This is a genomic window from Myxococcaceae bacterium JPH2 (assembly GCA_016458225.1).
Taxonomy (GTDB): domain Bacteria; phylum Myxococcota; class Myxococcia; order Myxococcales; family Myxococcaceae; genus Citreicoccus.
The window spans coordinates 1-25,523 of record JAEMGR010000023.1; the positions used below are offsets into that span (position 1 = coordinate 1).

The following is a 25,523-nucleotide window of genomic DNA, read 5'->3' on the forward strand; positions in this document are numbered from 1 at the left end:
GAAGTCCCGCCAGAGGCATGGGTGTGCATGTCCGCGGGCGCAGGAACCAAAGGCCCTCGCCGCTACGAGTGGGCCCGGCTTCGCCTCAATCGCCACCTGGGGCTGTCTCGCTGGCTTCTCTTCCGGCGAAGCCTCTCGGATGGGAAGGTGGCCTTCTACGTGGCCCATGCCCGCCGCAATGCCTCATTGGCTTCGCTGGTGAGGGTGGCCGGCAGTCGGTGGGTGATTGAGGAGGACTTCGAGTCCTCCAAGGGCGAAGTGGGCCTGGCTGACTATGAGGTACGCACGTGGACGGCGTGGCATCGACACATGACGCTGTGTCTGGTGGCTCACGTCTTCCTCGCCGCGGCACGGGCACTTGCCAACCTCGGACCTCAGGAGGGTTTGCCCCCAAAAGCCCTCGGCCTGCCGACGCGAAGAAACCCCATGCGGGCGTTTCTCGGTCGGCGCGGCCTGCATTGACTCTCCTTGTCCGATTCTCCGTCCAAGAGGTGCGCGGGCTGCTGGTGACCCTGCTCCGACGCGCTGTTGCTCCAATTGAGCACGTCTTGGCCTGGAGTCGCTGGCGCCGCCACCATCAAGCCGTCGCCATCGTCTGCCATTACCGGACTCACGGCGCTCGTCTCAATCTACGACTGCAGGACTAACGAAATCGCGCAATCTTGAGCATCCATTCTGCCTGCCATGCCAGGACGGCGAGCAATGCACTCGCCGTCCTGCATCCCCTTCGCCGTCCATGCAGGGCCCGAAGCAAGGAACGGGTCCTGTGCCGAACCCGCTCCATCCAACGACTAAATCAATCCCAGCAAAACACAACGACTCAACAATCCGGCTCGCGCCGACTCATCCAGGCAACTGCGCTCCCTTTCGATACTCCGCTCGCATCGAGACATACTCCGCATTCTCTCTTGCGATCCACTCAATAGCAGATGAGCCAAAATAGCGCCCCCCTTGCCGCTTCAAGCATTTCCTAACCACGCTCAACACTTTCTTCGCCCACAAGCGAAACTCTTCTCCCTTTTCAACCCACTCACGACTCTCGCCATAGAAACCATCAACATAATAGATTCGCCCAGAATCAAGAGCCTCGCCGTCAAACTTACAGTCCGTATATTCCACTACTGGCGACACCAGAGAATCCACCTCCCAGTACCCTTGAGTCGGAATATGCCGCACCACGACGCTTCTCAAATCACTCATGCGCACAAGATAATAGAAGAACCAGCGCCGCCCTTTCTCCTCAAAATCGAACCCAGAAACAATTCGCGGCTCCGGCCCATCGGAGCGGCTCGTAATAATAACCATCGGCTCAATCGCATCAACACCCAGCCGAATCCGCTCAACATCATCAGGCAACGCAAAGAAATTCACTTGATGACCCATACATCCTCCTCACTCCCCCGACGGGAGAATATTGTAGGGGTGAAAGAACGGGCGTATCCCCGTTTGCGTCTCGAGATCCTGAATAGCCTTTCTCTCACGCGACACAGGCAAACCACTCTGCGTTTGTCGCCCGACCTGGTGCAGTTCCACAAGAGTCTTGGTGACAGGATCTACAGCAGCGACATCAGCATAACGAACGGACTTCAGGCCATCTGTAATCTCTACCCTGAGCTCCTCTTTTGCTGTCAGCCCTCGAGTTGTCACCTCCTCCACAATCTCTTTGACCTTCGCCTGATGTTCTGGCCCACCCTTCTTCCCATATGGGTTCGGTGGTCTCTTCAGGCATTCCGGCATCGGCTTGCACTTGCCTGCCCCCGCGCCCTCAGCAGATGGCTCCGGTTCGGGCTCTTCTGCACCCGTTTCTTCCACCTCTTTTGCAGCCTCTGTCGTGGCATCCGTCGTGCTCGTCGGCGCGGTTTCGGCCACCCCAGGCGGACTGTCTTCAGGCTTTGAAGCATCGCAAGGCCCCCCACCCCCTTCGCATGACGGCCCATCGAGCTGACTGGGCGCGAGGAGCACAAGGATGCCAAAGCTAGCCGCCCCACTACCAATACCCATCTGACGCAGCGCAGACAGGAACAACGGCTCACCAGTCGCAACACTTGTATTCTGGAGGAGAGGAGCGCCCACTACAAAGCTAGCAAAAAAGCTCCGATTCCCTTTCGAACTCCCGCCGGAGAACCACGCCCGATTGGAGCCCGCACGAGCGTAGGCATCCCCAAATGCATCGTCCAAACTTCCCCCCACCGACACAAAGCAGGCCCCCTGCCCAGCAGCATCAGGGATAGTGCACTCCTCTTCATTGGCTGCTGCAAATACCTTAGCCCTGCGTCGGAGAGTGCCCCCGGGCCCATGATTAGCGCCAGCCCCGCCACTGCCCCAGTCATCATAGGCAACCTCCCTGGGCAGGAACCCAGTAGGGTCCGTATAGCGAAGCGGGTTATTGTAAACATACGAATACCGATTGAGCGCCTGACTTGATAGCGGATTCGGAATGAAAGCATCAGGACTGAGAAAACGAGCAAGCACGGAATCATACACACGCCCGCGCATATTGATGAGTCCGAACTCATCATCATGCTCATGCCCCGTGAATCCCTGACGCACATTACCCCCGCCCCGAGAAACAGGCGTCGACAGGGAGTGAGGATATCGTCGCCCGCCGAAAGGCTCATATTTCAATCGTTCAACAACCTGTCCTCCAGCATCAGTAACAACCCCAACACTTCCAAGACTATCGACATGAAGATAGCTTGTCTCATCCCGACGCAAAACACTGTCCGAATCGACCGTCCAAACCACCTGCGCGACTGGCCCTTCAGCGCCGACAACACTAAACACGTGCACCGCCGCGCCGGCAACACTGCGCCTCTCCTGATACAGCCCACCAATATAGGTTGTGACCTCTTCAGGCGTCCTCTTAACGACGCGAGAACCAATAGCATCGTAGCGAAAACTGGCCTCAACGGCCCCACCAACAATACGCCGAGGGAGATCAAACGTAGTGTACTCGACCAAACGCCCCGGCGCTGTCAGTTGATTTCCCTTTGCATCATACGTGTACCCGCCCATCGTCGTTCGGGTGACAGCATGAGGCCCTGCTCCTCCAGTGCCTTCATAGAAATAGTTAAGAGTCTGCCCCTGACCGTCCCGCTTCGTCAGGTTTCCTATTTCATCATACGAATAAACAACCTGAGACGAGCTGCAATTCTGAAAAACAGACCACTGACTAAGCCGCTCAAGGCTATCATATCGAAACTCTTCACTTATCTGCCCTACTCTGTCATGTCGCCCTCGAAGATTCCCGTTGGGTTCATATTCATAAGCAAGAGTCTGGAGGGATTGCCCCCCAATACTCGTATCCATGAAGATTGGTCGACCCCGCAAATCATACCTACGCACGCCAACCAGGCCATTTCCAAACGACTCGCCTGTCAACTGCCCTACGCCATTGCGACTCAACGCACTCCAATAGGTACTGCCTCCACCTGCGCCGCGAACAGCGCGCAAGTGGCCCCATTCTGCGTATTCGTTTTCCACCACAAGCCTGCGACCAGCAACTTGCGGATACGCTATTGATTGCAGGCGGCCATATGAATCATATGTCCTGTTTATGGGGGCGAACAACCGCGCCTCAACACTCCAGGTCTCCGTCACGAGACGCGAGAGCGAGTCATAAGAATAAACAGCGACAGTGTCATCCAGGAAGGACCCCGTATCCGTGCCTTCCTGGATGTGGTTTGCGAGCTTTCCTATCCCATTCGGAGACACATCCCAGCCGAATCGAGAAATGCCATCTCGATTGGTCAGCATCACCACCCGCCCAAGAGAATCTCGCGTATACGCAGTCACATCACCATTTCCATCGGTAACATTCAGCACCTCACCGAACGGACTATAGTTGGTGATCTGCAGCCCTCTATCGGAGTCTCGAACGAGAACAGCTCGTCCCAGCTTGTCATACTCGAACGCAGTACCTTTCCCATAGCCATCAAGTATGGTCGTCTTGACCCCGAATGGCCCATACGAATACTGCGTCACAACATGACGTCCCCCGCCAGGAGCATCACTCCATTCGTCAGTGCTTGTCCTCGGTCTTCCCAGGGCATCCAACTGAATGATGCGCTCGTTCCCCTTTTCGTCCCGCTCGGAAATCTGACCGCCGACATAGCGTGTTGTTCGAACAGTGCCATCAGAGTTTGTTTGGGCAACAACTCGCCCCAGGGCATCATATAAAAATCGAGTAACAACAGACTGATAGCCCGTTGGAGACGGTGACCAAGAGGCTACCAATCGACCCAACTCATCATACTCATAAACAGAGCGAACATCTTCGCCACCAAATGCCTTCCACTGCTCACTCAAGCGACGCCCAAACTTATCGTACGCCGACACTGTTTTCTGTCCGCCCGCGACAGAAGACACAACCTCCCACGAACAAGGCGCAGCGCAGGCGCGATACGAGACAGTCACATCACTCAGTGTTGGGTTGTCTTGCTTTCGCAATCGCCCAAAACCATCAAACTGAGCCGAGATTGAAACTCCATTAACATCTGATCGCGACGCCAGAACACCAAGGCCCGGATGATAGGCAAACCTCACAACATGCCCCATCGCGTTCCTGCTTTCGATAGGGTACACGCGATCCAACGGATCGTACTCAAAGAAGACAGAGCGAGGAGAATACCCGGCCGCCTCCTGTCTTGTCTCTACGACAAGTCCATCCGACGCGCGAACATAGGTCGTAGACAACTGAAATCTGGCATCTCCAGGCTCAACAACAAGACTCTCCAGCAGCCCCGTTTGCGCGGAGTAAGTATAGCCAGTAACTCTCGTAACGGCAGTCGCCCCCACGGTACTGACTTCCGACTCACGCTGAACGAGCTCGACCAGCCAGTCCGACACATTGGCAGGATAGTATTGAAGCTCACGAACGTCATCCTGGATGACCTCTCCGCCGGCCGAGACTGTTCGCCGAACCTTTTTGAGATTTCCGTATGTCGTTTCATACTCCCATATGGAGGCTGATCGCTGCTGCAATCCCTGAGTTGCCCCTTCAGTCTTGAACCTCTCGTAGGACTCAGTCCATCCGGAGGCAGGAAGCACCGTGAGGATCTTCTGACCATCCAAAACATCACGGACGCTGGCAGCGTACTGACTCTCTTGATGTTGACGATGGACTCTCGCAGACCCAACATCCTCAATCTGAGAAACGACACGCCCGGGCAGCTTCGCATAGGGGTAGAAGGTCCCCAACCTGGAGTGGTTGTCCGATTCGGTCCGAACCGTTGCCCCCGACAGCCCGTCCCGCGCCACAATCGCTGCGAATCCAAGCCACCCACGACCAAGTATGTCCGAGCGGCCATCCTCGTACTGAAAATTCGTTGGCCGCCAACCCCCACTACCCATCTCCGAGCGAACTTCCGAAACAAGCCACATGCCATCATGCACACATCGCTGCGGCGCAACACAGGCAAAGCTCGGAGTATAGACGCTAGAATCCGTTATGGGCTTATAGGAAAACTCCATCCGAGCACCAGCACTGTCCTGCACACCAAGCAAGAGCGCAGAAGGAAGTCCTTTACGCAAATACAAACGAAGCGTCCCATCAACAACCTGTACCAGGTCGCGCAGGCCGTCCCCATTGAAATCCAAAAGCTGACTAAGACCATACCCTCCCAAAGTAGCGGGCTCGCCTTGCGGAATGGTCAGAACTCTACAAGTGAAGCCGGCCCCCGTAGACACCAGGACCTTTACCAACTGAGGCCCTACGTCATCCCCTCGGCGCCCCAAAAGCACAAGGTCCTCACGGCCGTCTTGATTATAGTCAAAGACTCTGACTCCATTATCACCCAAGAACGCAGGGAGCTTGCAGTCCGCCGGCAGCGTTTGAAGGGCACCTACCGCAAAGCCACCTCCCGTATTAATCTGAACGGAAACGTCCCCTCCAGCATCTTGCGCAGCAATCGCATCCGGCAGGCCATCCCCATTAACATCAGCAAAAAGAATCTGAGGACCATCAGCGGTCTCGTCATCATCCTTATCTGCATCTAGGCGCGTAAGCGTTGTCTCGCTCTTCTCCCAAACTCCATTGCGAACACTTAGCGCCCAATAATTCAGCCCCACCTTCTCATAAATGTGCCCCCCGCCAGGAACTTCAACACTGCGCTTCTCGGTGAACAGCAGGCTGCTGCGGTTCGTGCCGTCCAGATTCGCAACCATCTGCGCATTATCATTAACATCCGAAACAACGATGTCCGAGTAGGGACCAAAACTACCACCCAGATTCGAGCGACAACTCAACTGAATATGATTATTCACTTCACGGAGGCGGATCAGATCCGGGTAGCCATCTCCATCAAAATCCGAAACCCACGGCGAATTCTTCAATCTCTCCGAATCCACCTCCAGTTCGCGCAAGTCAAACTTAGTGCCATTGAACACATAGTGACCGACGCGATTCAATATACTCGGGCCGCCAGTATTCTCCCATCGGAGTGTCGAGACATCAATGCGTCCATCCGCATCGAGATCTGAAAAACGCTCACCACCCATCGAATATTCATCAGGAAGATCGACCGGATAATCCAGTCCAAACCCATCAGCAGAAGCTAGGCGCATCCTCCATCCTGGCAAACGCCCCGTCTCTGCTCTCGTATACAGGAGGTCGTCTCGGCCATCGCCATTCACGTCAACTGAGTGGAGATTGCGCTTTACATCCGCGATGCCTGTATTTATTTCCTCATATTCAAGACTACCAGAAGCCCAGCTAAACACTACAGGACGCATGCAGACACCAAGACCATCACACTGCGTCACACTCGAAAGCAAGCTGGCCCCGTCTTCAGCCCCCGTACTGATGCGACTTGTCGGATCCTGGACATACGAAAACTCATAGCTCCGAACAAGCCCAGCTACAGTAGGATTGGGAGCAAGCATCCGCAGGCGAGCTAGCCGCTTTGTGTTCTTCAACTTAAAGCCAGCCGTGTACGAAATTGCTGAGTCGGGCCTTGCTTCTGGCTGGTAGTCAAAAACAACGGAACGCGTGGGTCCTTGACTCGGTCCTCCCGTGTACTCAATTCGTTCAAGCCACTGTTCATAGGCTCCTTGAATTGAAGTCGCCCCTCCTCCTCCGCCACCCTCGTCCTGGCCGTAGAAGTACGAGATATAGTTGCCGCTTCGATCCTCCACACGCACCAACGACCAAGCGAGTCGATTCAGTTTGCCATCTCGACTCTCCGCCACGCCGCCCAGGCCATACGGCCTGGCACTCACTCGCTGCCCTTGCAGTGTCGAATTGTTCAGCTTGCCGAACGTAAGAATGCGCCCGTCCTTCATGTACACACGAAACTGCGCTGGCCCGAGAGCATCCGCGTCAAGCGAGACCACCTTGATAAACGTATCCATCTCTGTGCGATACTCAGCACCGGATGCACCATAAACTCCACTCATCAGAACGAGACGCTGGCCGTCCAAACAAAACGCATCCGCCTGGGTGAACGTTACGGTTTCCACACGACCGTCTTGCGCCATGGTTCTTCGACAGCGAGCAATGGTCGACACCGGACCTAACGTCCAGCCCAATCCTACCGGCCCGTTCCCAGCTCTACTCTGATAAGAGAGGACCAAGTCCGGTTGCATTCCCGCGCGGCCGGCAGGAACCCAGATAGGAAGAGAATACGTCGCGGCGCCATCCGGACTTGCCGCTCCTGTCCCTGTCAATTTTCCAACTGTATATCCATCAGCAGCGAGCTCAGTTGGAATAATTGCGTCGGGCGACATGTCAAGACGCACAAGTGCGCTATGCGCCGACGACCCGTGTGCTCCCCAGTCCTCGCTGTCCTGAACACAGGACAACGCAACCAGCAGCAGCAACCCTGTAAATCTCCATTGCTTACTTTTCATTTTCCCTGGGCCGAATAGTAAATATTCACAAGCAATTAAATAGCCAGACTCCCATCCCACTCATCTCTCCCTACCACCAGACTCCTTTGTCGTGCATCCTCACGGCGAGCCCCCATCCCAAGTGCGTGATTCGCTGGAACTGCCTTTCCCGCCGGTGCAAACACCTGCCTTGCAATAACTCCCTGCACCACAAGTCCCGCAGTTGATGGTGCCACCACAACCATTTGCAACGCTGCCACACTCGACATCACATGCTGTCGCTGCGGTCATCGGGGTGCAGCCACATACGTTAGCGACACCTCCACCGCTACATGTGTTGTAGCCAGAGCAAACTCCACAGCTATACGTGCCCCCACAGCCATTGGGTACGGTGCCGCAGTTCTTTCCAGTGCATGCTGCAGCCTGTGTCTGTGGCGTGCATCCACACACATTGGCAGTTCCGCCGCCACCACAGGTATTACTACCGGTACACGTTCCGCAGGAGTACTGGCCCCCGCACCCATTTGCGACAAGTCCGCAATTCTTTCCTGCGCAGGCTGAGACCTGAGTTTGAGGAGTGCACCCGCACACATTGGTAGTCCCACCTCCGCCACAGGTATTACTGCCGGTACACGTTCCGCAGTCGTACTGGCCGCCGCAACCATTTGAGACAAACCCGCAGTTCTTCCCCGCCCCTGAACACGCCACTGTGAGTGCAACGGGAGAGCAACCACATACGTTGGCGACACCACCACCACCACAGGTATTATTCCCAGTACACGTTCCGCAGTCATGCTGTCCGCCGCAACCATTTGAGACAAGCCCGCAACTCTTTCCCACACAAGCTGTCGCCTTGGCGATTGGCGTGCATCCATTCAGGTAGCCACAGACATTCGCTACGCCTTCTGCGCCACACCCCATCCCCGCTGAGCACGTTCCACATTGAAGCGTGCCTCCACACCCGTCTGGCGCGCCCCCACAGTTCTTCCCGAGTTGTCCACAAGTAGCCGGCTGACACTGGCACACAGCTCCTGTCCCGTATCGACAGACATTGTCCTCATCGAACAGGCCATCACAGTCGTTATCAAGACCGTCGCAGACCTCGGCAGGAGCCACGCACGACGACCACTGGCCTCCCACACACCGCTTCGTTGAATTGGGGCAGGGCCCATTGGGGCCCGTGCAGGTACTGGCTAGCGTGTCGCTGCCTTGTCCCAGCGCGTTATCAACCGCTCCATCTCGGTTGTCATCGACGCCGTTACAGAGCTCGGCTGATGCCACGTCACGAACACAGATACCGGCAGTGCCCGTGGTACTACATTGCCTCCGGGCGGGAGCACCTGCCAAGGCAGAGCAGTCCACCGTCTTCCCTGAAGGCACCACGCATTGCCAGCCGCCTGCAACGCATGTACTGGTGCCTGTGCACCCGTTACCCTGCGGATCACAGCTTCCAGCAGTCAAGCCTTCGTCGATCAGACCATCCTGATCATTGTCGCAGTTATCGCAAACCTCGGCATGCTTGGCGGAACAGGCTCCGGCGAGAAGGTTCCCTTCCGGGTCGCAAGACAGGAAGCCACTCTTCCCACAAACACTGCAAGACACAGTGGAGGTCGGTGAGTAAAGACAATCTGTCCACTCACCGCCGACGCAGGTCCTCGTTCCCTTGCAAGAGTCGTTTGCACATGAGCCAGTCTGCCCATCCAAGCAAGACGCCATTACATCGGACGAAAACCCAAGATTGACAACCAATACAGCCCAAATACTGAAAAACGCCCTAAAACCCAACCGTCGCATCACCGTATGACCTCCGGGAGTCCCCCTCACCGGTTCTGAATCGAAAACGGCCAGACGCTAGTGACGGGATTCTCAACTGTCCATAGACCACGAGCGAATCGAGCCTTTCAGGCTCGCCGCCCGCTGCACGGGGTCCTTGTCTTTCCATTTTGATGGCCATCTCCGACGATGCATGCCCCATGTACGGAGGAGGGGGCCGCGCGGCATGGCGACTGCATCTCTAAGACTGACCGTCACCAGGGGCAGGCAGCTAGCTCGAACGCCCTGGTTGCCCAATCGGGGACGTCTACTCAGCGCCTCCAGCCGCTTGAGCTTCGCCTCGGCAGGAAGAGGAGCAATAAAAGAAAGGACAGGGCCCTTCCGATGGACCTCACGGACATGGGGCCGTGGCCTGCCATCCATAGCGCCCCAAGTCCCACCACCGCGACAGTGCCCCACCTCACCCGGGGGTCCGGTATCAATGACAGCAACGCGGTCCCTACCGTGGTGTGCTCACCCAAGCGGCTCCAACGGGAAGTCGCTCGCTCCTCTGCTCGCAACGCATCCAGCATCCGCCCGTAACGCTCGGACTCCTCGCGCCGCTCCGCTTCCGCTCGCGCCAATCCTCCTGCTTGCGCCGACGCTCGCTCCGCCTCCCTCGCCTCTCGCTGCGCCTTCCACCGCTCCGTGTTCGCCGCCTGCTGCTCCGGTGAACCCAGGTCCGCTCCGCACACGCCACACGTGGAGGCGAAGCGACCGTTCTCGGACTCGCAGTGCACGCACCTCGGGAAGTCCAGCGCCGGCTCCTCGTCCGTCAGCGCCAGCGGCTCCTGTCCCTTGAAGCGCTCCAGGTGTGCTTCCGGCACGCCTGTCTCCCCCGCCACCGCCTCTCGCTCCGACAGCGCCTCGAACCGGCCACTGCTCTCCAACGACGAGGCCTGTGGCGCCCCTCGCTCGGGACGCTCCCGCTCCAGGTTCAGGAAGCGTGAGAGCCTCGACTTCATGAGCTGGCCTCGCCCGTGACTCTGTCCGACGCGGGCCGGGTCCTCCCTCGCGCCCAGTCCCTCAAGCGGTCGATCTCCGACTTCATCGTCACCGACAGCGGGAACGTCTCCTGGATGGCTCGCGCCAGGTGCCGCTGCTCCAGCTCCGTTCCCTCCGCGAAGGCTTCGTACAGTCCGGCAATCACTGCCTGCTCTATCTCCGCGCCGCTGAAGCCCTCGGTCAGTTCCGCCAGCGCATCCAACCCGAAGTTCGCGGGGTGGCGCTTCCGGCGCTCCAGGTGGATGCGGAAGATGTCTCGCCGCTCGGCCTGCTCCGGCAGGTCGATGAAGAAGATTTCGTCGAAGCGTCCCTTGCGCAGCACCTCGGGCGGCAAGCCGTCGATGCGGTTCGCCGTGGCCACCACGAACACCGGCGCGGTCTTCTCCTGGAGCCACGTGAGCAGTGTCCCAAACACTCTCGCGGACACCCCGCTGTCCGCCGTGCTCGAGGACGCCACCCCGGACAATCCCTTCTCAATCTCATCCACCCACAGCACCACCGGTGCCACGCTCTCCGCCACGCGGATGGCCTTGCGCAGGTTCTCCTCGGACGAACCAATCAGCCCGCTGAAGATTCGCCCCATGTCCAAACGCAAGAGCGGTAGGTTCCAGTGCGCCGACACCGCCTTCGCCGTGAGGCTCTTTCCACAGCCCTGCACGCCCAACAACAACAACCCCCGAGGCTCGGGCAGACCGAACTGCCGTGCCCGTTCTCCGAAGGCCGCCGTGCGCTGACTCAGCCACGATTTCAGATTCCGCAGGCCGCCCACGCTCCCCAGGCTCTCCTCCGGCGGGTAGTACTCGAGCAAGCCGCTCTTGCGAATCACCTGCCGCTTCTCGTCCTGGATGCGCTTGATGTCCTCCGGCCCCAACTTCCCATCCGCGACGATGGCCTTCGCGAAGGCGTTCTCCGCCTCCGACAACGTCAATCCCAGCGCCGCCTTGATGAGCTGATCCGCCGTCTCGCGCGACAGCTCCACCGTCGCCTTGTTGCCCTTGCGCACCAGCGCGACAATCTCTTTCAAGAGCCGCAAGAGGTCGTGGTAGTCCGGCAGCGGCACATCGACGACCGAGACTTCCTTCTCCAGCTCGATCGGAATGTTCAGCGTCGGCGACAGCAGGATGACCGTCGTGAAGGTACTCTTGAGGAAGTGCGCCAGCTCGCGCAGCGCGCGCACCACGCTCCGCTCCTCGAGATAGGGATGGAAGTCCTTGAGCACCACCAGCGCGGGCTCGTTCAGCTTCTCGATGGCCGCCAGCGCTTCGTGCGGGTCTCTCGTCGCCTCGGGCTGCGCGGGGCTTCGCGAGCCTCCCATGTTGCGCAGTCCTCGCGTGACGGACCAATGGAAGACGGCCTTGCCATGCGAGCGCGCCAGGTCCGCCAACACCGCCTCCACCCGGTGCTCCTCCCACGACACCAGGTAGAGCAGCGGATAGCGGGCCCGGATGAGGATATCGAGCTCCTCCAGCCACGGCGCGGTGGCGGGAGGACGCGGAGCGGGAGCCATGGACACCATGCCCCCTGGTATAGCCCGCCCCAGGGCTGCCCGCGTTCCGGGGAGGGTGTTCAAGAAGGCTTCAGCTCTGCAACCAGGGAAGCCGAGAACACGGTTTGACGCACCGCGCGTGGCAACCGGTGCACACGCGGGGCGTCCAGTCGTCAACGGGTCGACGTTCGGCCGAGCCGCGGACTTCCCCACCCCTTCGAGCAGGGTGAGTCTTCGCGCTGCCCATGCCCACGCGCAACCTCATCCTTCTCGTCGAAGACCATGCCGACAGCAGAGAGATGCTGGAGGAGTTCCTCACGCTCGAGGGCTTCAACGTGGAGGTCGCTATCAATGGACTCCACGCATGGGAGCGATTGAGGCGCCCGCCTCACCCGGACGTCATGCTGCTCGACTTGATGATGCCGGTGATGAGCGGTTGGGAGCTGATGGAGCGCATCCTCCAGGACCCCTCGCTGCGCCGCCTGCCCGTCATCGTCGTCTCCGGCGCGGGCGCCACCCGCCCCGCCCCCGACGGCATCCTCGCCTCCATCCCCAAGCCGCTGGACCTGGAGGAGCTGGTGCGCGCGCTGTCGCCCTTCCGGCCGCTGCGCGCGATGGAGGCGTCGTACTGAGGTTCAGGAGAGCGAGGACGGAGGGAATGAACCCGAGGACTCGGGCATGAGCAGCTCCGTCAATCGCAGCAATCCCTCGCGCTGCTCCAGCCGGTAGCGCACCCGGAAGCCCGAGGCCAGGACGGCCATGCCTGTCCAGCCGGGCTCCAGCGTCTCGCCCACGGGCAGTGTCACGGGGAGCGCCCCCAGCTCCGCCTGGAGTTGCTCTCGCATGGACGCGCTGAAGCCAGACAGCACCCGGAGCACCCGAGCATCGAGTTGGAGACGGAGGGCCATGGTCCGTCACAAGCTGCGCACCTCAGGGTGACTGAACAAGACGGTCCCGTCGTCCAGGGAACGCGTCGGCTTCCCATCCCCGCCGAGTCCAAGAAAGCCGGCAGTGTCCAGCAGCCAACGCTGGGGGTGGGGTTGTTCGTGACAAACCCTTGGCCGCCCTGGGGGGAAGCTGCTCTGCTCTCATCAGACATGTCCGGCCGGCAGCATCTGCTCCTCGTCGAGGATGACCGCGCGTGGCGAGAGGGCGTGGGACACGCCGCCCACGCCGCGGGCTTCTCGGTGTCCCTGGCGACCGACGGCGCCGAGGCGCTCGACTGGTTGGGACGCAACCCGCGCCACCATCACCCCGACCTCATCTTGATGGACATGGTGCCCCCGCGCGTGGACGGCTGGGCCCTGTATGGACGGCTGCGAACGGACGCGGCGCTGCGCCACCTGCCGCTCATGTTGATGTCCTCGGCCGAGAGTCCCCCTGACATGGCGCTGGGCGGCGTGGTGGACATCCTGCGCCGACCCGAGCGACCCGAGGCGCTCGTGGGCACGCTGTACCCACGCCTGCGTGACTTGCGCCTGCGCGAGCGGCCCGAGGCGCCCGCGCCCTACGCGCTGCGCCTGCCCGACGAGAGCCTGTACGCGCTGCACGCCCTGCCCGCGCCGGTGCGGCACGCAGTGCGCCTGCACCTGCTGCGCGCCGCCGAGCTGGCCGCCACCGAGGCCCCTCGGACATCCCACTGGCTCATGGCCCTCCCCAGCGAGCAGCCGTCCCTGCTGGTGACCGTGGAGGGGGTCCGCGTGGTGCTGGAGGTGGATGACTCCACGCGCGCACTCACCGCCAGCCTGGTCCTCATCCCCTCGCACCTGCGCGACGCCTGACGCGCTCAGGCGGTGCTTTCATCCAGTGCGCGGAACATCGGGCCGGTGGCTCGCGCGTCGACGCGCGCGGACAAGGGCGACGTTGAAGTGGCCTCGAATTGCGTGAGGGTGACTGCCTGCACTACCTTGGTGGGGCACATCCCGCGTGTTCGCGGTCGGTCTCGCCAGCCGGTCCCAACTCGGCGTCTAGATTGCCCCTGCAGGCCCGTCTGGTGTGGTCCTCGCGCGAGAGCATCGCCGCGCAATTGGTTGCACTCCTGAAGTCAGAGCCCCGAGAGTCCGTCGACCTGAGGTTTCGCGCCCTCTCGTTGCTCGACATCTTCGGGAGCAACGAACAGATCCCCTTTCTACGGGAGCTGGCCTTCGACCCGCTCGAGCACTATCGCATCCGCGTCAACGCGCTGCGTGTGGCGACGAAGTACGGACTCACGCTCTCCGGTCGCGAGTTCGTGCAGCTCAGCGGAGACCCAGCCTATGGGATGTCTGTCATCTCGGGCCTGCGCATGATGTTCGACATCGCGAGGCTCGAATCCCTCGATGACGCCCTGAAGGAGGAACTGCTCCAACTGTCTCCCAGAAAGAGGAGCAGCATCCTCAGCCTTTCAGGGCATGTCCCGCAGCCTCCTGAGCTGGAGGCGTGGCTGTTCGAACAGTGGTACCAGACCGATCGTCACCTGCTGGTGGCGCCGGATTCGGACATCCCCGAAGGAGCGATGCGCAACGTCAACATCGCGCTCGCCCATCGGGAGCGCCCCGAGGCGTGGCACTTGCTCTGTGAATGGAGTGAGGGGCTGAGCGACGAGCAGTGGGAGGAACTCCTGGGGCGCCGGTCCGGCCCGAGTCGCGAAGAGGTGGCGCGACTCGCGAATGCCTCCCGTGCTCTCCATCGTTTTGCCGCCAGGCGGCTCCTGCTCCCCCTCGCCGCGCTGCGAGCCCATTGGGGAGACGAGGAATTGCTGCGTCGGCTGGACCGTGTCATCCAGGCGGCGCACGTCGCGAGCATCGTGCCGCATTCCATGGTGGCACCTCCCAGGTTCTTCTCTCAGGCTGTGGAGTTGCTGGGAGAATGGGAGGTTGCCCGGCACCGCGTGTTGTACCGGCGCCTCTGTGATTTCAACCTGGCGCAGGCGGTGCGATTCCATCTGTACCAGCAGCTCCGAACAAGAGATCCGGCCGTGGCCGCACGTTGGGCGCTCGTCGCGTCGCACTACCCAGAGAACACGGAACTCCTCCAACGGATTCTGGATCGACCCTTGTCCCATACCCCGGTACCCGAAGATCGTCCCGTGCTCCTGGCGGCGCTCCGGGAAACCGAAGAGCGGGAGCAGTCTCTGGCGCTCTCCGGATTGCTTTCACTGGGCGAAAGCGGACCGGGATGGGTGGACCGACTCCAATCCCTGTCGCACGCCGAGAGTCCGCACGTCCGCGTCCTCGCGCTCGCGGGGCTTGTTCAGCAAGGCCAGCGGGAATGGTTGGAACCACTCAGGCGGATGGCCGTCGATGACTCCGACCAGAGCGGTCGACGCACTGCCCTCGAATGGCTCGCCAAGTTGGATGCGGAGGTCAGCGGCCCCCTGTTCGCGAACCTCCTGCTCAAGGAGGTTTCGGAGCAAGACGCCAACCCCAGGGAGAAGCGGAGCCTCTTGAGTCATCCCGCGCTCGAAGCGCTGTCCCGGCGCGGAACGGCCGAAGACCTCTCCCTCCTGCTGGAAGCTCGGCTGGGTGGCTACTTCACCCAACACGTCGACAAACATTTCAGGCACCACCTTGCCCGCCAGGAGGGGGAGCCCGTCGCCGATTGGCCTCCGCGCAAGACCTCCGATAGCTGGTGTGAGGAGTGCCTGATGTACGAAGAGTAGGTCCACGAGAGAGTCGGGCGCCTGAGGCCGCCCGACCCTTCTCCGTCGAAAAAGAGGGAAGAAAACGCCTGCTCCGCGTTCCCCCCGGAACCAAGGAGTGGACGAGCATGCGTTTGAACTGGAATCCCCGGCCCGGGCTGGGGAGGTTGTGTGCACTGGTGTGCGCACTGGCCGCTGCGGCCTGTGGCGACATGGGCGCGCCCGCACCCGAAGAGACTCCCGACGACACCGTGATGGCCACGGCGCAGCCATTGGCCTTCTCGTCACCCATGAACTTCGACGAGCTGCGCGGCCTGCCCCTGGCGCCCTCCACGTTGGACATGACGGTGCAGGACCTGCTGCGCGTGCTGCCCTCTCCCCGCTTCGATGACCTGCGCGGGATCCTCACCACCAAGCACCAGCCCACGGACAAGGTGCGCCTGGTTTCTGCCTATGCCCGGGACTACCCGGTCTTCCTCAAGGGCAACCAGGCCCTGCTGCCCAACGCGGATGGCGTGTTCGCCACGCAGTCCCCCGTCATCACCTGGGACACCGTGGGCGGCGGCGCATGCAGCAGCACGCACGCCTGCGCGAAGCTCTACGAGCCCACCACGGAGCTGCAGGACTACGCCGCCATCGTCATCGTCGCGCCCCGCGTGGAGCTGGCTGGCGCCGTGGAGACGGGCGGCACGAGCCTCATCATCGCGACGGGCGAGTTCGACTCGCACGACTTTCCGCTGCGCACCACTCCGGGGCCTCGCCCCGCTGTCCCGGAGGCACCCGAGGGCCCTGTCGCTCCCTCCGGGCGAAATGGCCGCAACGCGGGCCAGTTCGTCCTCTACGCCAACGTGCTGCGCGGCGTGCGCGTCAACGCCACGGGTGAGAAGGGCGAGGACGGCAAGGATGGCAAGGATGGTCAGGCCACCGGCATCACGACCACGGTCACCGGCAGCCCCGGGCCCAATCCCTCGGTGACCTGCAAGCTGGGCACGATGGTCAAGTCTCCGCAGGGCGGCGGCAACGGCGGCGCGGCGGGGCGCTCGGGCGACGTCCTCGTCCGGTACACCGGCATCGTCGGGCGCGGTCTGGTGCGCGAGCCCCAGAAGTCCGCGTACGTCACGCCCGAGCAGTGCTTCACCGACTCGAACCTCCACTGCCAGAGCCTGAAGTGCCGGTGGAATCCCTCCATCGCGCTCTGCGACATGCTGACCGAGGCGGACAACGCCCAGTGCTCGGATGGCATCGACAACGACCACAACGGCTACACGGACTGCGATGACTACGGCTGCAGCAAGAACCCGCACGTCACGGTGTGCCCGGATGCCTCCTGGTCGCAGCTCCAGAAGGAGGTCTCCGCCGAGGCGTGCAGTGACGGCGTGGACAACGACGGCGACGGGAAGGTGGACTGCGCGGATCCGCAGTGTGGCGTGCGCTCCATCTGCCAGGTGAGCCATGTCTCCAACGGCGAGTTCTCCGAGCAGGCCTGCTCCAACGGCATCGACGATGACGGCGATGGCTACACGGACTGCATGGACAATAGCTGCAAGGCCTCCGCGACCAACTGCGGCACCACGGGCGAGGGCGGCGAGGAGAAGTGCGCCGACGGGCTCGACAATGACAACGATGGCTTGCCGGACTGCGAGGACCCCGGCTGCTCCGGCACCGCCACGTGCAACTACGGACCGGCCATCGCCTTCACCAACGGCATGGAGGAGTCCACCGAGGCGGCCTGCACGGACGGCCTGGACAACGACCTGGACGGCGACGTGGATTGCGCGGACCGCGAGTGCCAGGTGAACCCGCGCGTCACCTCGTGCGGCAGCGAGCGCACGCTTCAGAACTGCACGGACGGCATCGATAACGACGGCGACGGCCGCGTGGACTGCGCGGATCCGGGCTGCTCGGACAACCCCTACGTAAAGCTGTGCGATGCCCAGTACTACCCCTTCCTCCAGGAGAGCACGACCGCCACCTGCACGGACGGCATCGACAACGACGGGGACCACTACCCCGATTGCGCGGACTACCAGTGCCTCAACAACCCGCTGGTGGCCACCAGCGCGTGCGGCATCCAGGAGAACACCGTCGCCGCGTGCAGCGACGGCGTGGACAACGACGGCGATGGCCGCGTGGACTGCGCGGACGAGAACTGCGCCTACAACCCCTTCTACGGGGACATGCTGTGCCGCTCGACGGCGCAGACGGGCCATGACGTGTCGCTGAGCGCGCCGTACAACGGCCACTACACGGACCTGGCCGCGGAGTTCATCAACCCCGCGCCGGCCATCGGCCGCTACGGCAAGCGTGGCAACCGCGCGAGCGTCACGGTGGGCGTCATCGTGCAGGAGGCCCCCACCGGCTCGTGCGAGTTCTACGACGACTATCTCTGCCAGCCGCACAACGAGACGCGCAATTGCTACGTCGGCCCCTCGGCCACCAACGGCACCGCGGGCGCCACCAGCACGCCGGGCACGCAGAAGGCCCTCCGCGTGGCGCGTCGAGACGTGGACATGCTGCGCGCGCTCCTGGCGCCGCAGACGTGGCGGGTGAGCGCCGCGCACGGCAACGCGCTCTTCAAGCGCGGCGAGCTGCAGCCGGCCTCGTTCCAGTACACGCAGGCCATCATGGAGATGAGCGGCATCCTGTCGCAGGCCAAGCTGGACTGTGACGTGCCGCCCACGGGCAAGCCCTTCCCGGACGTGTACCTGCACGGCGCGCTGTGCCCGGTCCTCCGGCACGACGTGACGAAGCTCAGCTACATCCAATCGCAGCGCAACTTCTTCGGGTTGGCCAAGGACACGCCGCTCAACCCGCACGTGCGCTACGAGCAGCGCCGCACGCAGTTCAACACGCTGTACGGCGTGCTCGACAGCTCCGTGTCCAACTGGCTGACCTTGTCCAACGGCCTGCAGCTGACGGCTTGGATGACCCAGCACCAGGGCGAGCTGAACAACGAGGTCATCGCCCTGGCGGCGGACCTCGCGACCGCGGACCAGCGCGTCACCGTGGCGGCCGCGTCCGCCAACGCGCTCCAGACGGCCATCGCCAACCGCAAGGCGGCCATTGATTCGCTGACGGCGGACATCCAGACGACGGACACGCGCATCATCGAGAAGTACAACGCGCAGGCGAAGGGCTTCGGCGACTTCCTGTTGGACCTGGTGGGCTCGGTGGCCTCGGCCTACGGCGGCCAGTTCCTCGCGGCCGTGGCGGGCAAGGCCGCGGACGCGCTCTGGAACGAGGTGAAGAACAGCTTCAAGTCCGAGTCGAGCAGCACGCCCGTGGCGGGCTCGGGTCCCTCGAGCAGCGACAACAACTCGTTCCTGTCCGGTCTCTGGGATGCGCTCTCCGGCGCCGCCGCCGACGCGGCCAAGAGTCAGCCCTTCAAGGACAAGCTCAAGGCGGGCGGCACCGAGCTGTGGGACATCATCAGCGGCAACCAGAAGAGCGTCCCGCGCAGCGTCATCGCGGATGAGGTGAAGAAGGAGATCCTCAGCCAGTCGCAGGTGGAAATCACCCTGGACCTCTTGGACCTCCAGGCCCAGGTCACCAAGGCCCAGGCCGAGTACAAGCTCGCGATGATGGAGCGAGACACCGTCCTGCTGCGCCAGCGCAACGCGGTGGCTGCACGCGACGCGCTCCAGAGCATCGTGGACTTCGGCACCGGCACCGAGCTGCGCGCGTTCGACCAGCTCCTGGTGGGCCAGCAGGTGTACGCCACCGCGACGCGCACGCTGGATGAACTCATCTACCGCTACTGGGAACTCATCCGCGTGGCCGAGTACCAGTACCTGCCCTTCGACCCGGCCTCGGGCGACAGCGCCATCCCGGCGGGCTTCCGCACGACGTATGACTTCAACCTGCTGACCTACCCGGACATGCAGACGAAGCTGGTGTCGCTGGACGACCTGCCCACGCACACCGTGCAGAGCCAGACGCTGTACTACCGCCGCCTGCCCGCGACCTCCTTCCACGCGCTCACGGTGGACGAGACGACGCGGCTGAAGGACCTGGGCACGCTCACCACCGCGCATCCCAGCCTGGTGGGCACGCGCTTCCAGGTGACGACCTCGGACCTGGCCGCCACGCCCGCGCTCGCGGCGCGCAACGGGCACCGCGTGCGCAACGTGCGCGTCAACCTGGTGACGGACACGGGCGCTCCCGTCTCCGTGGATGCCTTCCTGGTGCGCGACACCGTGGACGCGTTCAAGATGGGCACCTACGTGGCGGAGTTCGAGCTGGTCGACGTGGACCGCTTCCCCAATGGCAACCCGCGCTCGGTCCTGCACTACGTGCCGTTCACCGCGTGCGTCTCCACGCCGCCCGCGTGCAACGTGGCGGACCCGAGCTGCGCGACGCCCTTCCAGAACGCGGCCTTCGCCGACACGTGCAGCGTGGCGCCCGGCGGCTCCACGCCGGACACCAACTCGTTCTATGACCGAAGCCTGCTCGGCGAGTGGCTGCTGGTGATGGACGCCTCCAGCTACACCTCGCTGGGCACGGTGCGCGCGGCCGAGGTCGTCTTCCAGGCCACGGGCACGGCCATCTAACGCCTCACCTCACGAAGTACTCCGGACGGGCACGCGAGGATGCGTGCCCGTCTGGTGCAACACCGCGCCTGGGCATCGCCTTCTGAATCCGAGGCTCAGCGCACGGGCACGCGCGACAGCGCACCCGTCTGGAGATTCAGCCAGACCACGCGCCCCAGCTCGTCGAAGCAGACGAGCGCGTCCGCGGTCAAGCGCACCTGGATTCGTGCGGTTCCCTCGAAAGACAGCCACGCGCACACGCGCCCGCGCAGGTTCGCCAGACGCACCTCGGTCTCGTGCGCGGAGAACTCCAGCTGCTCCGCACGCCAGTTCGCGCCCAGCCACAAGGCCGTGAGCTTCGGATGGAACTGCGTAGGGGTCTTCAAGGAACGGCCCTGCCCCGGGGCCACCCACACCGGCGTCGAGGAGCCCAAGCATTGGATGCTGACTTCTCCGTCCGGGGTGAGCGAGATGGAGAGGGGTGGATCCGGAAGGGTCATCTCGGTGCGTGCGCGCAGCGTGGGGCCCGACGCCAGGGAGTAGCTCCACCGCGACGGACTCTCACCCGACGCAATGAATGACATCCGCTCGGCATCCGCCTCCAGCGCCAGCACTCGGCCGCCCACCTCTGTGACGCGCCACAGGGCACGCGGTGCCTCGGCCAGCACATCCAACATCAGCACCGTGTCCACCTCGGACACGAACCATCGGTCGCCGTCATAGAGCGAGGACCAAGCGTGGATCCGCATATCGCACCACGTGCTGGCCTGACGGCGCGTCAGGTCCAGGCGCGACACGCGCATCAAGTCCCCTCGCCGAGCCAGCGCCAACGCCCGATGTCCCTTCATCGCGACCACGAGGCGAAAGGCCGGCACGTCGAAGTGGGCCAGACGTTGCCCCCCGCGCTCCACCAGACGCACGCCCGCCTCGCCCAGCGCGAGGAGGAGCCGATTGCCAGGCAGCACCGCCACGTCATGAATGGGGTACAGCCCTCGCTCTCGCTCCGTCACCCGCAGCGTTCGCGAGGCCACGGTCGCGGCGTCGAACCAGAGTGCGGACGAAGCGGAGCCCTCGCGCAGTCGCGGCAGGTCGGTGCGCATCGCCACCAGCGCTGGCTCCTCCAGCAGGCTGTTCACCACGGCGATCGCGGCCCCCTGCGGTCCCGGGGCTTGCTCACGCAGCAGCGCGCGCACGGTGGGCCCGAGGAGCGCATCCCGCATCTCCGAGGCAGGTTGCGCGTCCTCCAGCGAGGAGGCGAAGGCAAGCCGCTCCCACGCACGCTCGGGGTCCTCATCCTCCAGCAGCGCGCGCACGCGATTCCGCGTCCGCTCGAAGTCCTCGGGCGAGAAGACCGCGCGGAGGGCCAACAGCCGCGCGCCGGGCAGGCCCCCCAGGTCCGAGCCAAGCTCCAACCATCGGGCAATCAAGGCGCGTGCGCCCGGCAGGACGCGGGCGACGCGAATGGCTTGCTCCCAATCTCCCGACTCGGCGAGAGAGTCCGCCCAGAGGAGCCGCAGCGACTCGGATTCGGCGGGATGGGTGCGGCCCAATCGCATCACCGCGTCCCCAAACGTCCCGGTCCGTCGCGCCACGGCCACCGCGCGCGCCAGGTCCTTCGCCAGGAACCACTGACGCACCACGAGCCCGGGGGCCAGGTTGTGTCCCTCGGCTACCTCCGCCGCGAGCTTGAGCCGGCCGTGCCGCTCCAGGAAGGACACGGCTTCTTCATGCGCGCCCAGCAACTCCGTCAGGACGAACGCTGCTTCCTCGATGCGACCCTCGCGCTCGAGGCGCGTGAAGGCTTCTCGATAGCGCTGCTTGAGCACGGCGTGGAGTGCGGCACCCCCGCCGAAATCCTGCCCGTCGCCCGCATCGGGCTTCGGCTGGATGCGCAGGTCGGCCCGAGGCGAGGGCATCCCGAGCGAGAGCGGCACACGCTCCTTCGACTCGCCCCCCAAGGGGATGGCGTAGCGCAGGGCCTCGTCGAGCTTCCCCGACTCGAACATCCCGAGGAGGTTGCGCACATACGCAGCCTTGCGCTCCCCGAGCAGCGGCCCGAACGGGGTGTGGCGAATCAGCCAGTCCGTCATCCGCTGGAACAGGCTGATGCGAGGAATGGCCGGAGCGTCACCCGGCGGATGCGTCTCCGTGCCCTCGCCGGATCGATTCGGATCCGTGGCGCCGCCGGTCTGATGCGAGCCCTTCCGGGCGCTCACACGCATCACCCCGTTCACGTCCCGGGCACCGCGCGGTCCCTGAGGAAGCACCCGCTTCGGCTGGGCCCTCCGCATCCCCATCAACAGCGACCCGAGCCACTCGGCCAGCGCGCTCCGCAGTCCACGACGCGCGAGCGAACCCGCTCGGGTTGCGTTGGATTGAGCAGGCGTCTCTGTTCGAGCGGCCGGTGTCCCGCGCATTCCCGCGAGCAGCTCCTGCGCTTCCTTCGCGAGCACGGGCAGGCCCGGGCCGAAGGACTCTCGGGTGGGCGCGGGACGTGCTTCCAGATGAGGCACCGGCGGGGGTGGTGCGCCCAAGCCCGCCACGGCCATCCGCTGCCATCCGGACGCGTCCAGCCACGCAGAGGGGTCCACGAGCCGCGCTCCCGCCAGCGCATGCACGGTCGCGACGCCCGCGGTCACGAGCACCACGGCCTCCGCGGAGAGGCTCAAGCGCGCGCGCTCCTTGGGGAGCAGCGGCACGGACAGGAGCGCTCCCTCTTCCCACGTCAGGGGCAAGCCCAGCGCTTGCGCACAATCCGTGGCGCGCGAGGTCTCCCACTGAACCAGGTAGCCCTCCGCGACGTGAAGCACGAGCGCGTCAGGCTCCCAGACAGACAGCACCCGGCGCCGGGCTTCCGCCTCGCCCAGGAGACGCGGATCGAACCAGAGCGCCCGCGCGCGCACGGTGCCGCGATGCAGGTGCGCACGAGGGCGAAGCCCTGCCCCACTCGGACGCATCACCGCAGCTCCGGGGAGAGACGCAGCAAGGTCTGTCTCGCGTTCAAGTCCCACACTCCCAGCCCGTCCTCCGTCCGCCAGCCCAGCACCGCCACCCCATGGCTCACTTCCGCCTGGAGCACGCGACCCGGCGCCTCCATCACCACCTCCACCGAGCCTCCAACCCCCATGAACGAGAAGGTCCGCTGGTTCGGCTCCAGCACGAGCAAGCGCGGCTTTCCTTCCGCCGGATCCAGACAGGCTCCCATCACGCGCACCTCTTTCGGCACGGTGATGGAATGCAGCGAGTGCTCGAAGCCGACCTGCCACGTATCGCGCTCACCAAGGAACGCGAGCAGCGGACCGGGACGCTCGAACGGCTTGGGCGTCCATCCAAAGAAGGCCCGGCTCCCCATGGCAGGCAGCGAGGTCTCCATGGAGCCCTCGCGACCTGTCCTCACGAGCGACAAGCTCCACTTTGGATTGGAGGGTCCGCCCTTCTCCATCCAGGCCAACAGCACGACATCATTCGGCTCCACGCGAATGCTCGCGACCACCGTCCCCAGGCCCAGTGGGTCCAGGCCGAGGACTGCATCCTTGTCGGTAGAGCGGGTCCTGAAGACCTTGCCGCTCACCTCGACCACGAGGAGCTGCTCCTGCCCCTTCGCGTCCAAGTACGACAGCAGCCGGCCTGGGAGCTGAGTCGGACTCGACGCACGAAGCGGCGTGTGCTCCGTCACGTCCGGCGCGAAGTGGACCTGCCGCAGCCCCCGCGCGCAGCGAAGCTGACCGCGCAGCCGTGGCTGACCCGCTTCATCACACGTCAGCAGGAGGAGCCCCCCATCGCCCCGCCAACCCGCGGCCACCACCGTCTCACCCGGCCGAGGTGACAAGCCACGCGGCTTGGGCACCGTCGCGTTCACCGAGTTCGGGATGATCTGGGACAGGACCGCGTTGTCCTCCCGGAAGAGCACCAGCCGGCGGCCATTCCCCGAGAACGCGAAGCCCCGCAGCCGAGTAGCGGTCGTCACGGGCTTCGGAGCCCGGGCCCGCAACGGGGAGCGCAGCAGGCGGACGCAGACCTCCTGCGCGGGCAGCTCCAGCACGAGCCGCTGCGCCGAGCGCGTCGGGGGCTTCACATCGACGTGCAGCGCTCGCGTGCCCAGGGCTATCGGCTCGCTGATCTCCACCCGGAACGCGCCCTGGGCTTCGGGCAACTGGCCCAGCCGCGACGCACCCACGAGCCACAGCTCATCGGAACCGAGCGCCAGGACTTCGCGCCACTCCGCGAGCCGCGAGGGCGTCGGCGTGTCGAGCGTGCGGGCCTCGCTCCAGGCGCGCAGCGACTCCTCGGTCACCACTTCGAACAACGCGCCCTGGGGCGAGTGCTGGAGCAGGGCCCAGGCAAAGGCCACCCCCGCCGCTTCAGCGCGACGGGCCAGCGTCAGCAGCACCGCGAGCTGGGCAAGCCGTGGGAGGCCCAGTTGATCAGGGCCCACGTCCAGCAGCACGACCGAGCGACGCGTGCGCTTGGGTTGCTGATAGGACCGCTGGAGAAAAGCCAGCTCGCCCATGGCCGCGCGCCGCACCAGCTCGTCAGGAGCCTCCAGCGCCCACAACCACTCGCTGGTCAGCAGCCGCTCCAACGGCCCACGGCGAGTCAGGCCGTCGTAGCCCTCCGGCTCGCCGCCCCGCACGACCTCATTCGTCGCGCCCACGGGTCCTATCGCCGCGGACAATCGCATCAGCCAATGCCCCAAGGAGGCGCTGGCATCCTCGGGCAGGAGCGCGAGCTGGCGCGCCCACGGACGCAACGCTGGGGGCAGCGCGTTCACGGGTTCCCCCAGGCCTCGAGCGTGGCGCGGTGCACGACCCGCGCGGGCCCCACGGGCACCAGCCGTTGCCCCTCGGGCAGCACCGCCAGCGGCGTGCTTCCCTTCGGCATCCGCGCCACCCACGCGCGCTCCCACAATGGGAGCGGCGCATCGGGGCGCACAGCGCACGGCAGCAGCAGTGATGGCGCCACTGGGTCACGCCCCAGATAGAGCGCGCCATCCACCCACGGCAGCGTCTCGGCCTCTCCGAGCAGCACGAGCACGCCCTCGCCCGCCACACCACTCCATCGCGCGAGCTGGGCATCCGACGCCTCCAGCACGCGACGCTTCAGCGCGAGCGCGACCGGCCCCACGCCCGCCACCGCGATGGGCTTGAGCGGAATGGGACGGGGCAACCAGCGAAGCTCGGCCGAGCCCGCTGCACCCGTGGCTTGCGGAGTCATGAGCGGATCAAGAGAGCGCACGCGATGCCGG

At 63.8% G+C, this 25,523-nt stretch carries 14 protein-coding genes; 5 read left to right on the forward strand and 9 right to left on the reverse strand.

What is annotated here, in order from left to right; translation table 11 throughout:
- The first annotated feature begins 147 nt into the window (after nucleotides 1–147).
- Nucleotides 148–462 (forward strand): hypothetical protein, encoded by a 315-nt coding sequence (locus JGU66_27700; protein MBJ6764570.1) that lies wholly within the window; start codon nucleotides 148–150, stop codon nucleotides 460–462.
- A gap of 381 nt (nucleotides 463–843) precedes the next feature.
- On the opposite strand, the gene JGU66_27705 is transcribed toward JGU66_27700, so the two are convergent.
- The 5 genes from JGU66_27705 to JGU66_27725 all read right to left on the reverse strand — a co-directional run bounded on the left by JGU66_27705 (nucleotide 844) and on the right by JGU66_27725 (nucleotide 12,160).
- Nucleotides 844–1,383, reverse strand: a complete 540-nt coding sequence (locus JGU66_27705) for a hypothetical protein (protein ID MBJ6764571.1) — start codon at nucleotides 1,381–1,383, stop codon at nucleotides 844–846.
- Nucleotides 1,384–1,392: 9 nt separating this feature from the next.
- On the reverse strand, nucleotides 1,393–7,818 hold the full coding sequence (locus tag JGU66_27710; GenBank protein ID MBJ6764572.1) for a VCBS repeat-containing protein: 6,426 nt from the start codon (nucleotides 7,816–7,818) through the stop codon (nucleotides 1,393–1,395).
- A 129-nt stretch (nucleotides 7,819–7,947) separates the two neighbouring features.
- A complete protein-coding gene (locus JGU66_27715) occupies nucleotides 7,948–8,943 on the reverse strand; it encodes a hypothetical protein (protein ID MBJ6764573.1) in 996 nt (331 codons plus the stop codon).
- A 968-nt stretch (nucleotides 8,944–9,911) separates the two neighbouring features.
- Nucleotides 9,912–10,604 carry a hypothetical protein gene (locus JGU66_27720; GenBank protein MBJ6764574.1) on the reverse strand — a complete coding sequence of 231 codons (693 nt, stop codon included), beginning with the start codon at nucleotides 10,602–10,604 and terminating at the stop codon, nucleotides 9,912–9,914.
- On the reverse strand, nucleotides 10,601–12,160 hold the full coding sequence (locus JGU66_27725; protein ID MBJ6764575.1) for an AAA family ATPase: 1,560 nt from the start codon (nucleotides 12,158–12,160) through the stop codon (nucleotides 10,601–10,603). Before JGU66_27725 ends, JGU66_27720 begins: the two co-directional genes overlap by 4 nt.
- A 215-nt stretch (nucleotides 12,161–12,375) precedes the next feature.
- On the opposite strand from JGU66_27725, the gene JGU66_27730 reads away from it, so the two are divergent.
- Complete coding sequence (locus JGU66_27730; protein MBJ6764576.1) at nucleotides 12,376–12,762, forward strand: response regulator; 387 nt, start codon at nucleotides 12,376–12,378, stop codon at nucleotides 12,760–12,762.
- Nucleotides 12,763–12,765: 3 nt separating this feature from the next.
- Here the strand turns inward: JGU66_27730 and JGU66_27735 are convergent, their stop codons facing one another.
- Complete coding sequence (locus JGU66_27735) at nucleotides 12,766–13,038, reverse strand: hypothetical protein (protein MBJ6764577.1); 273 nt, start codon at nucleotides 13,036–13,038, stop codon at nucleotides 12,766–12,768.
- A gap of 189 nt (nucleotides 13,039–13,227) precedes the next feature.
- Here JGU66_27735 and JGU66_27740 point away from each other — a divergent pair, with 189 nt between their 5' ends.
- The 3 genes from JGU66_27740 (at nucleotide 13,228) to JGU66_27750 (ending at nucleotide 20,299) form a co-directional block, all read left to right on the forward strand.
- Nucleotides 13,228–13,911 carry a response regulator gene (locus JGU66_27740; GenBank protein MBJ6764578.1) on the forward strand — a complete coding sequence of 228 codons (684 nt, stop codon included), beginning with the start codon at nucleotides 13,228–13,230 and terminating at the stop codon, nucleotides 13,909–13,911.
- A 191-nt stretch (nucleotides 13,912–14,102) separates the two neighbouring features.
- Complete coding sequence (locus JGU66_27745) at nucleotides 14,103–15,770, forward strand: hypothetical protein (protein MBJ6764579.1); 1,668 nt, start codon at nucleotides 14,103–14,105, stop codon at nucleotides 15,768–15,770.
- 107 nt (nucleotides 15,771–15,877) lie between these two features.
- Nucleotides 15,878–20,299 carry a hypothetical protein gene (locus JGU66_27750; GenBank protein ID MBJ6764580.1) on the forward strand — a complete coding sequence of 1,474 codons (4,422 nt, stop codon included), beginning with the start codon at nucleotides 15,878–15,880 and terminating at the stop codon, nucleotides 20,297–20,299.
- Between the two features lie 95 nt (nucleotides 20,300–20,394).
- Here JGU66_27750 and JGU66_27755 read toward each other — a convergent pair whose 3' ends face one another.
- The 3 genes from JGU66_27755 to JGU66_27765 are packed head-to-tail and all read right to left on the reverse strand — an operon-like array spanning nucleotide 20,395 to nucleotide 25,492.
- Nucleotides 20,395–23,235 carry a hypothetical protein gene (locus JGU66_27755; GenBank protein ID MBJ6764581.1) on the reverse strand — a complete coding sequence of 947 codons (2,841 nt, stop codon included), beginning with the start codon at nucleotides 23,233–23,235 and terminating at the stop codon, nucleotides 20,395–20,397.
- Nucleotides 23,235–25,049, reverse strand: a complete 1,815-nt coding sequence (locus JGU66_27760; protein ID MBJ6764582.1) for a hypothetical protein — start codon at nucleotides 25,047–25,049, stop codon at nucleotides 23,235–23,237. The genes JGU66_27755 and JGU66_27760 overlap by 1 nt, the downstream gene beginning before the upstream one ends.
- Nucleotides 25,046–25,492 carry a hypothetical protein gene (locus tag JGU66_27765; protein ID MBJ6764583.1) on the reverse strand — a complete coding sequence of 149 codons (447 nt, stop codon included), beginning with the start codon at nucleotides 25,490–25,492 and terminating at the stop codon, nucleotides 25,046–25,048. The genes JGU66_27760 and JGU66_27765 overlap by 4 nt, the downstream gene beginning before the upstream one ends.
- Between the last annotated feature and the right edge of the window lie 31 nt (nucleotides 25,493–25,523).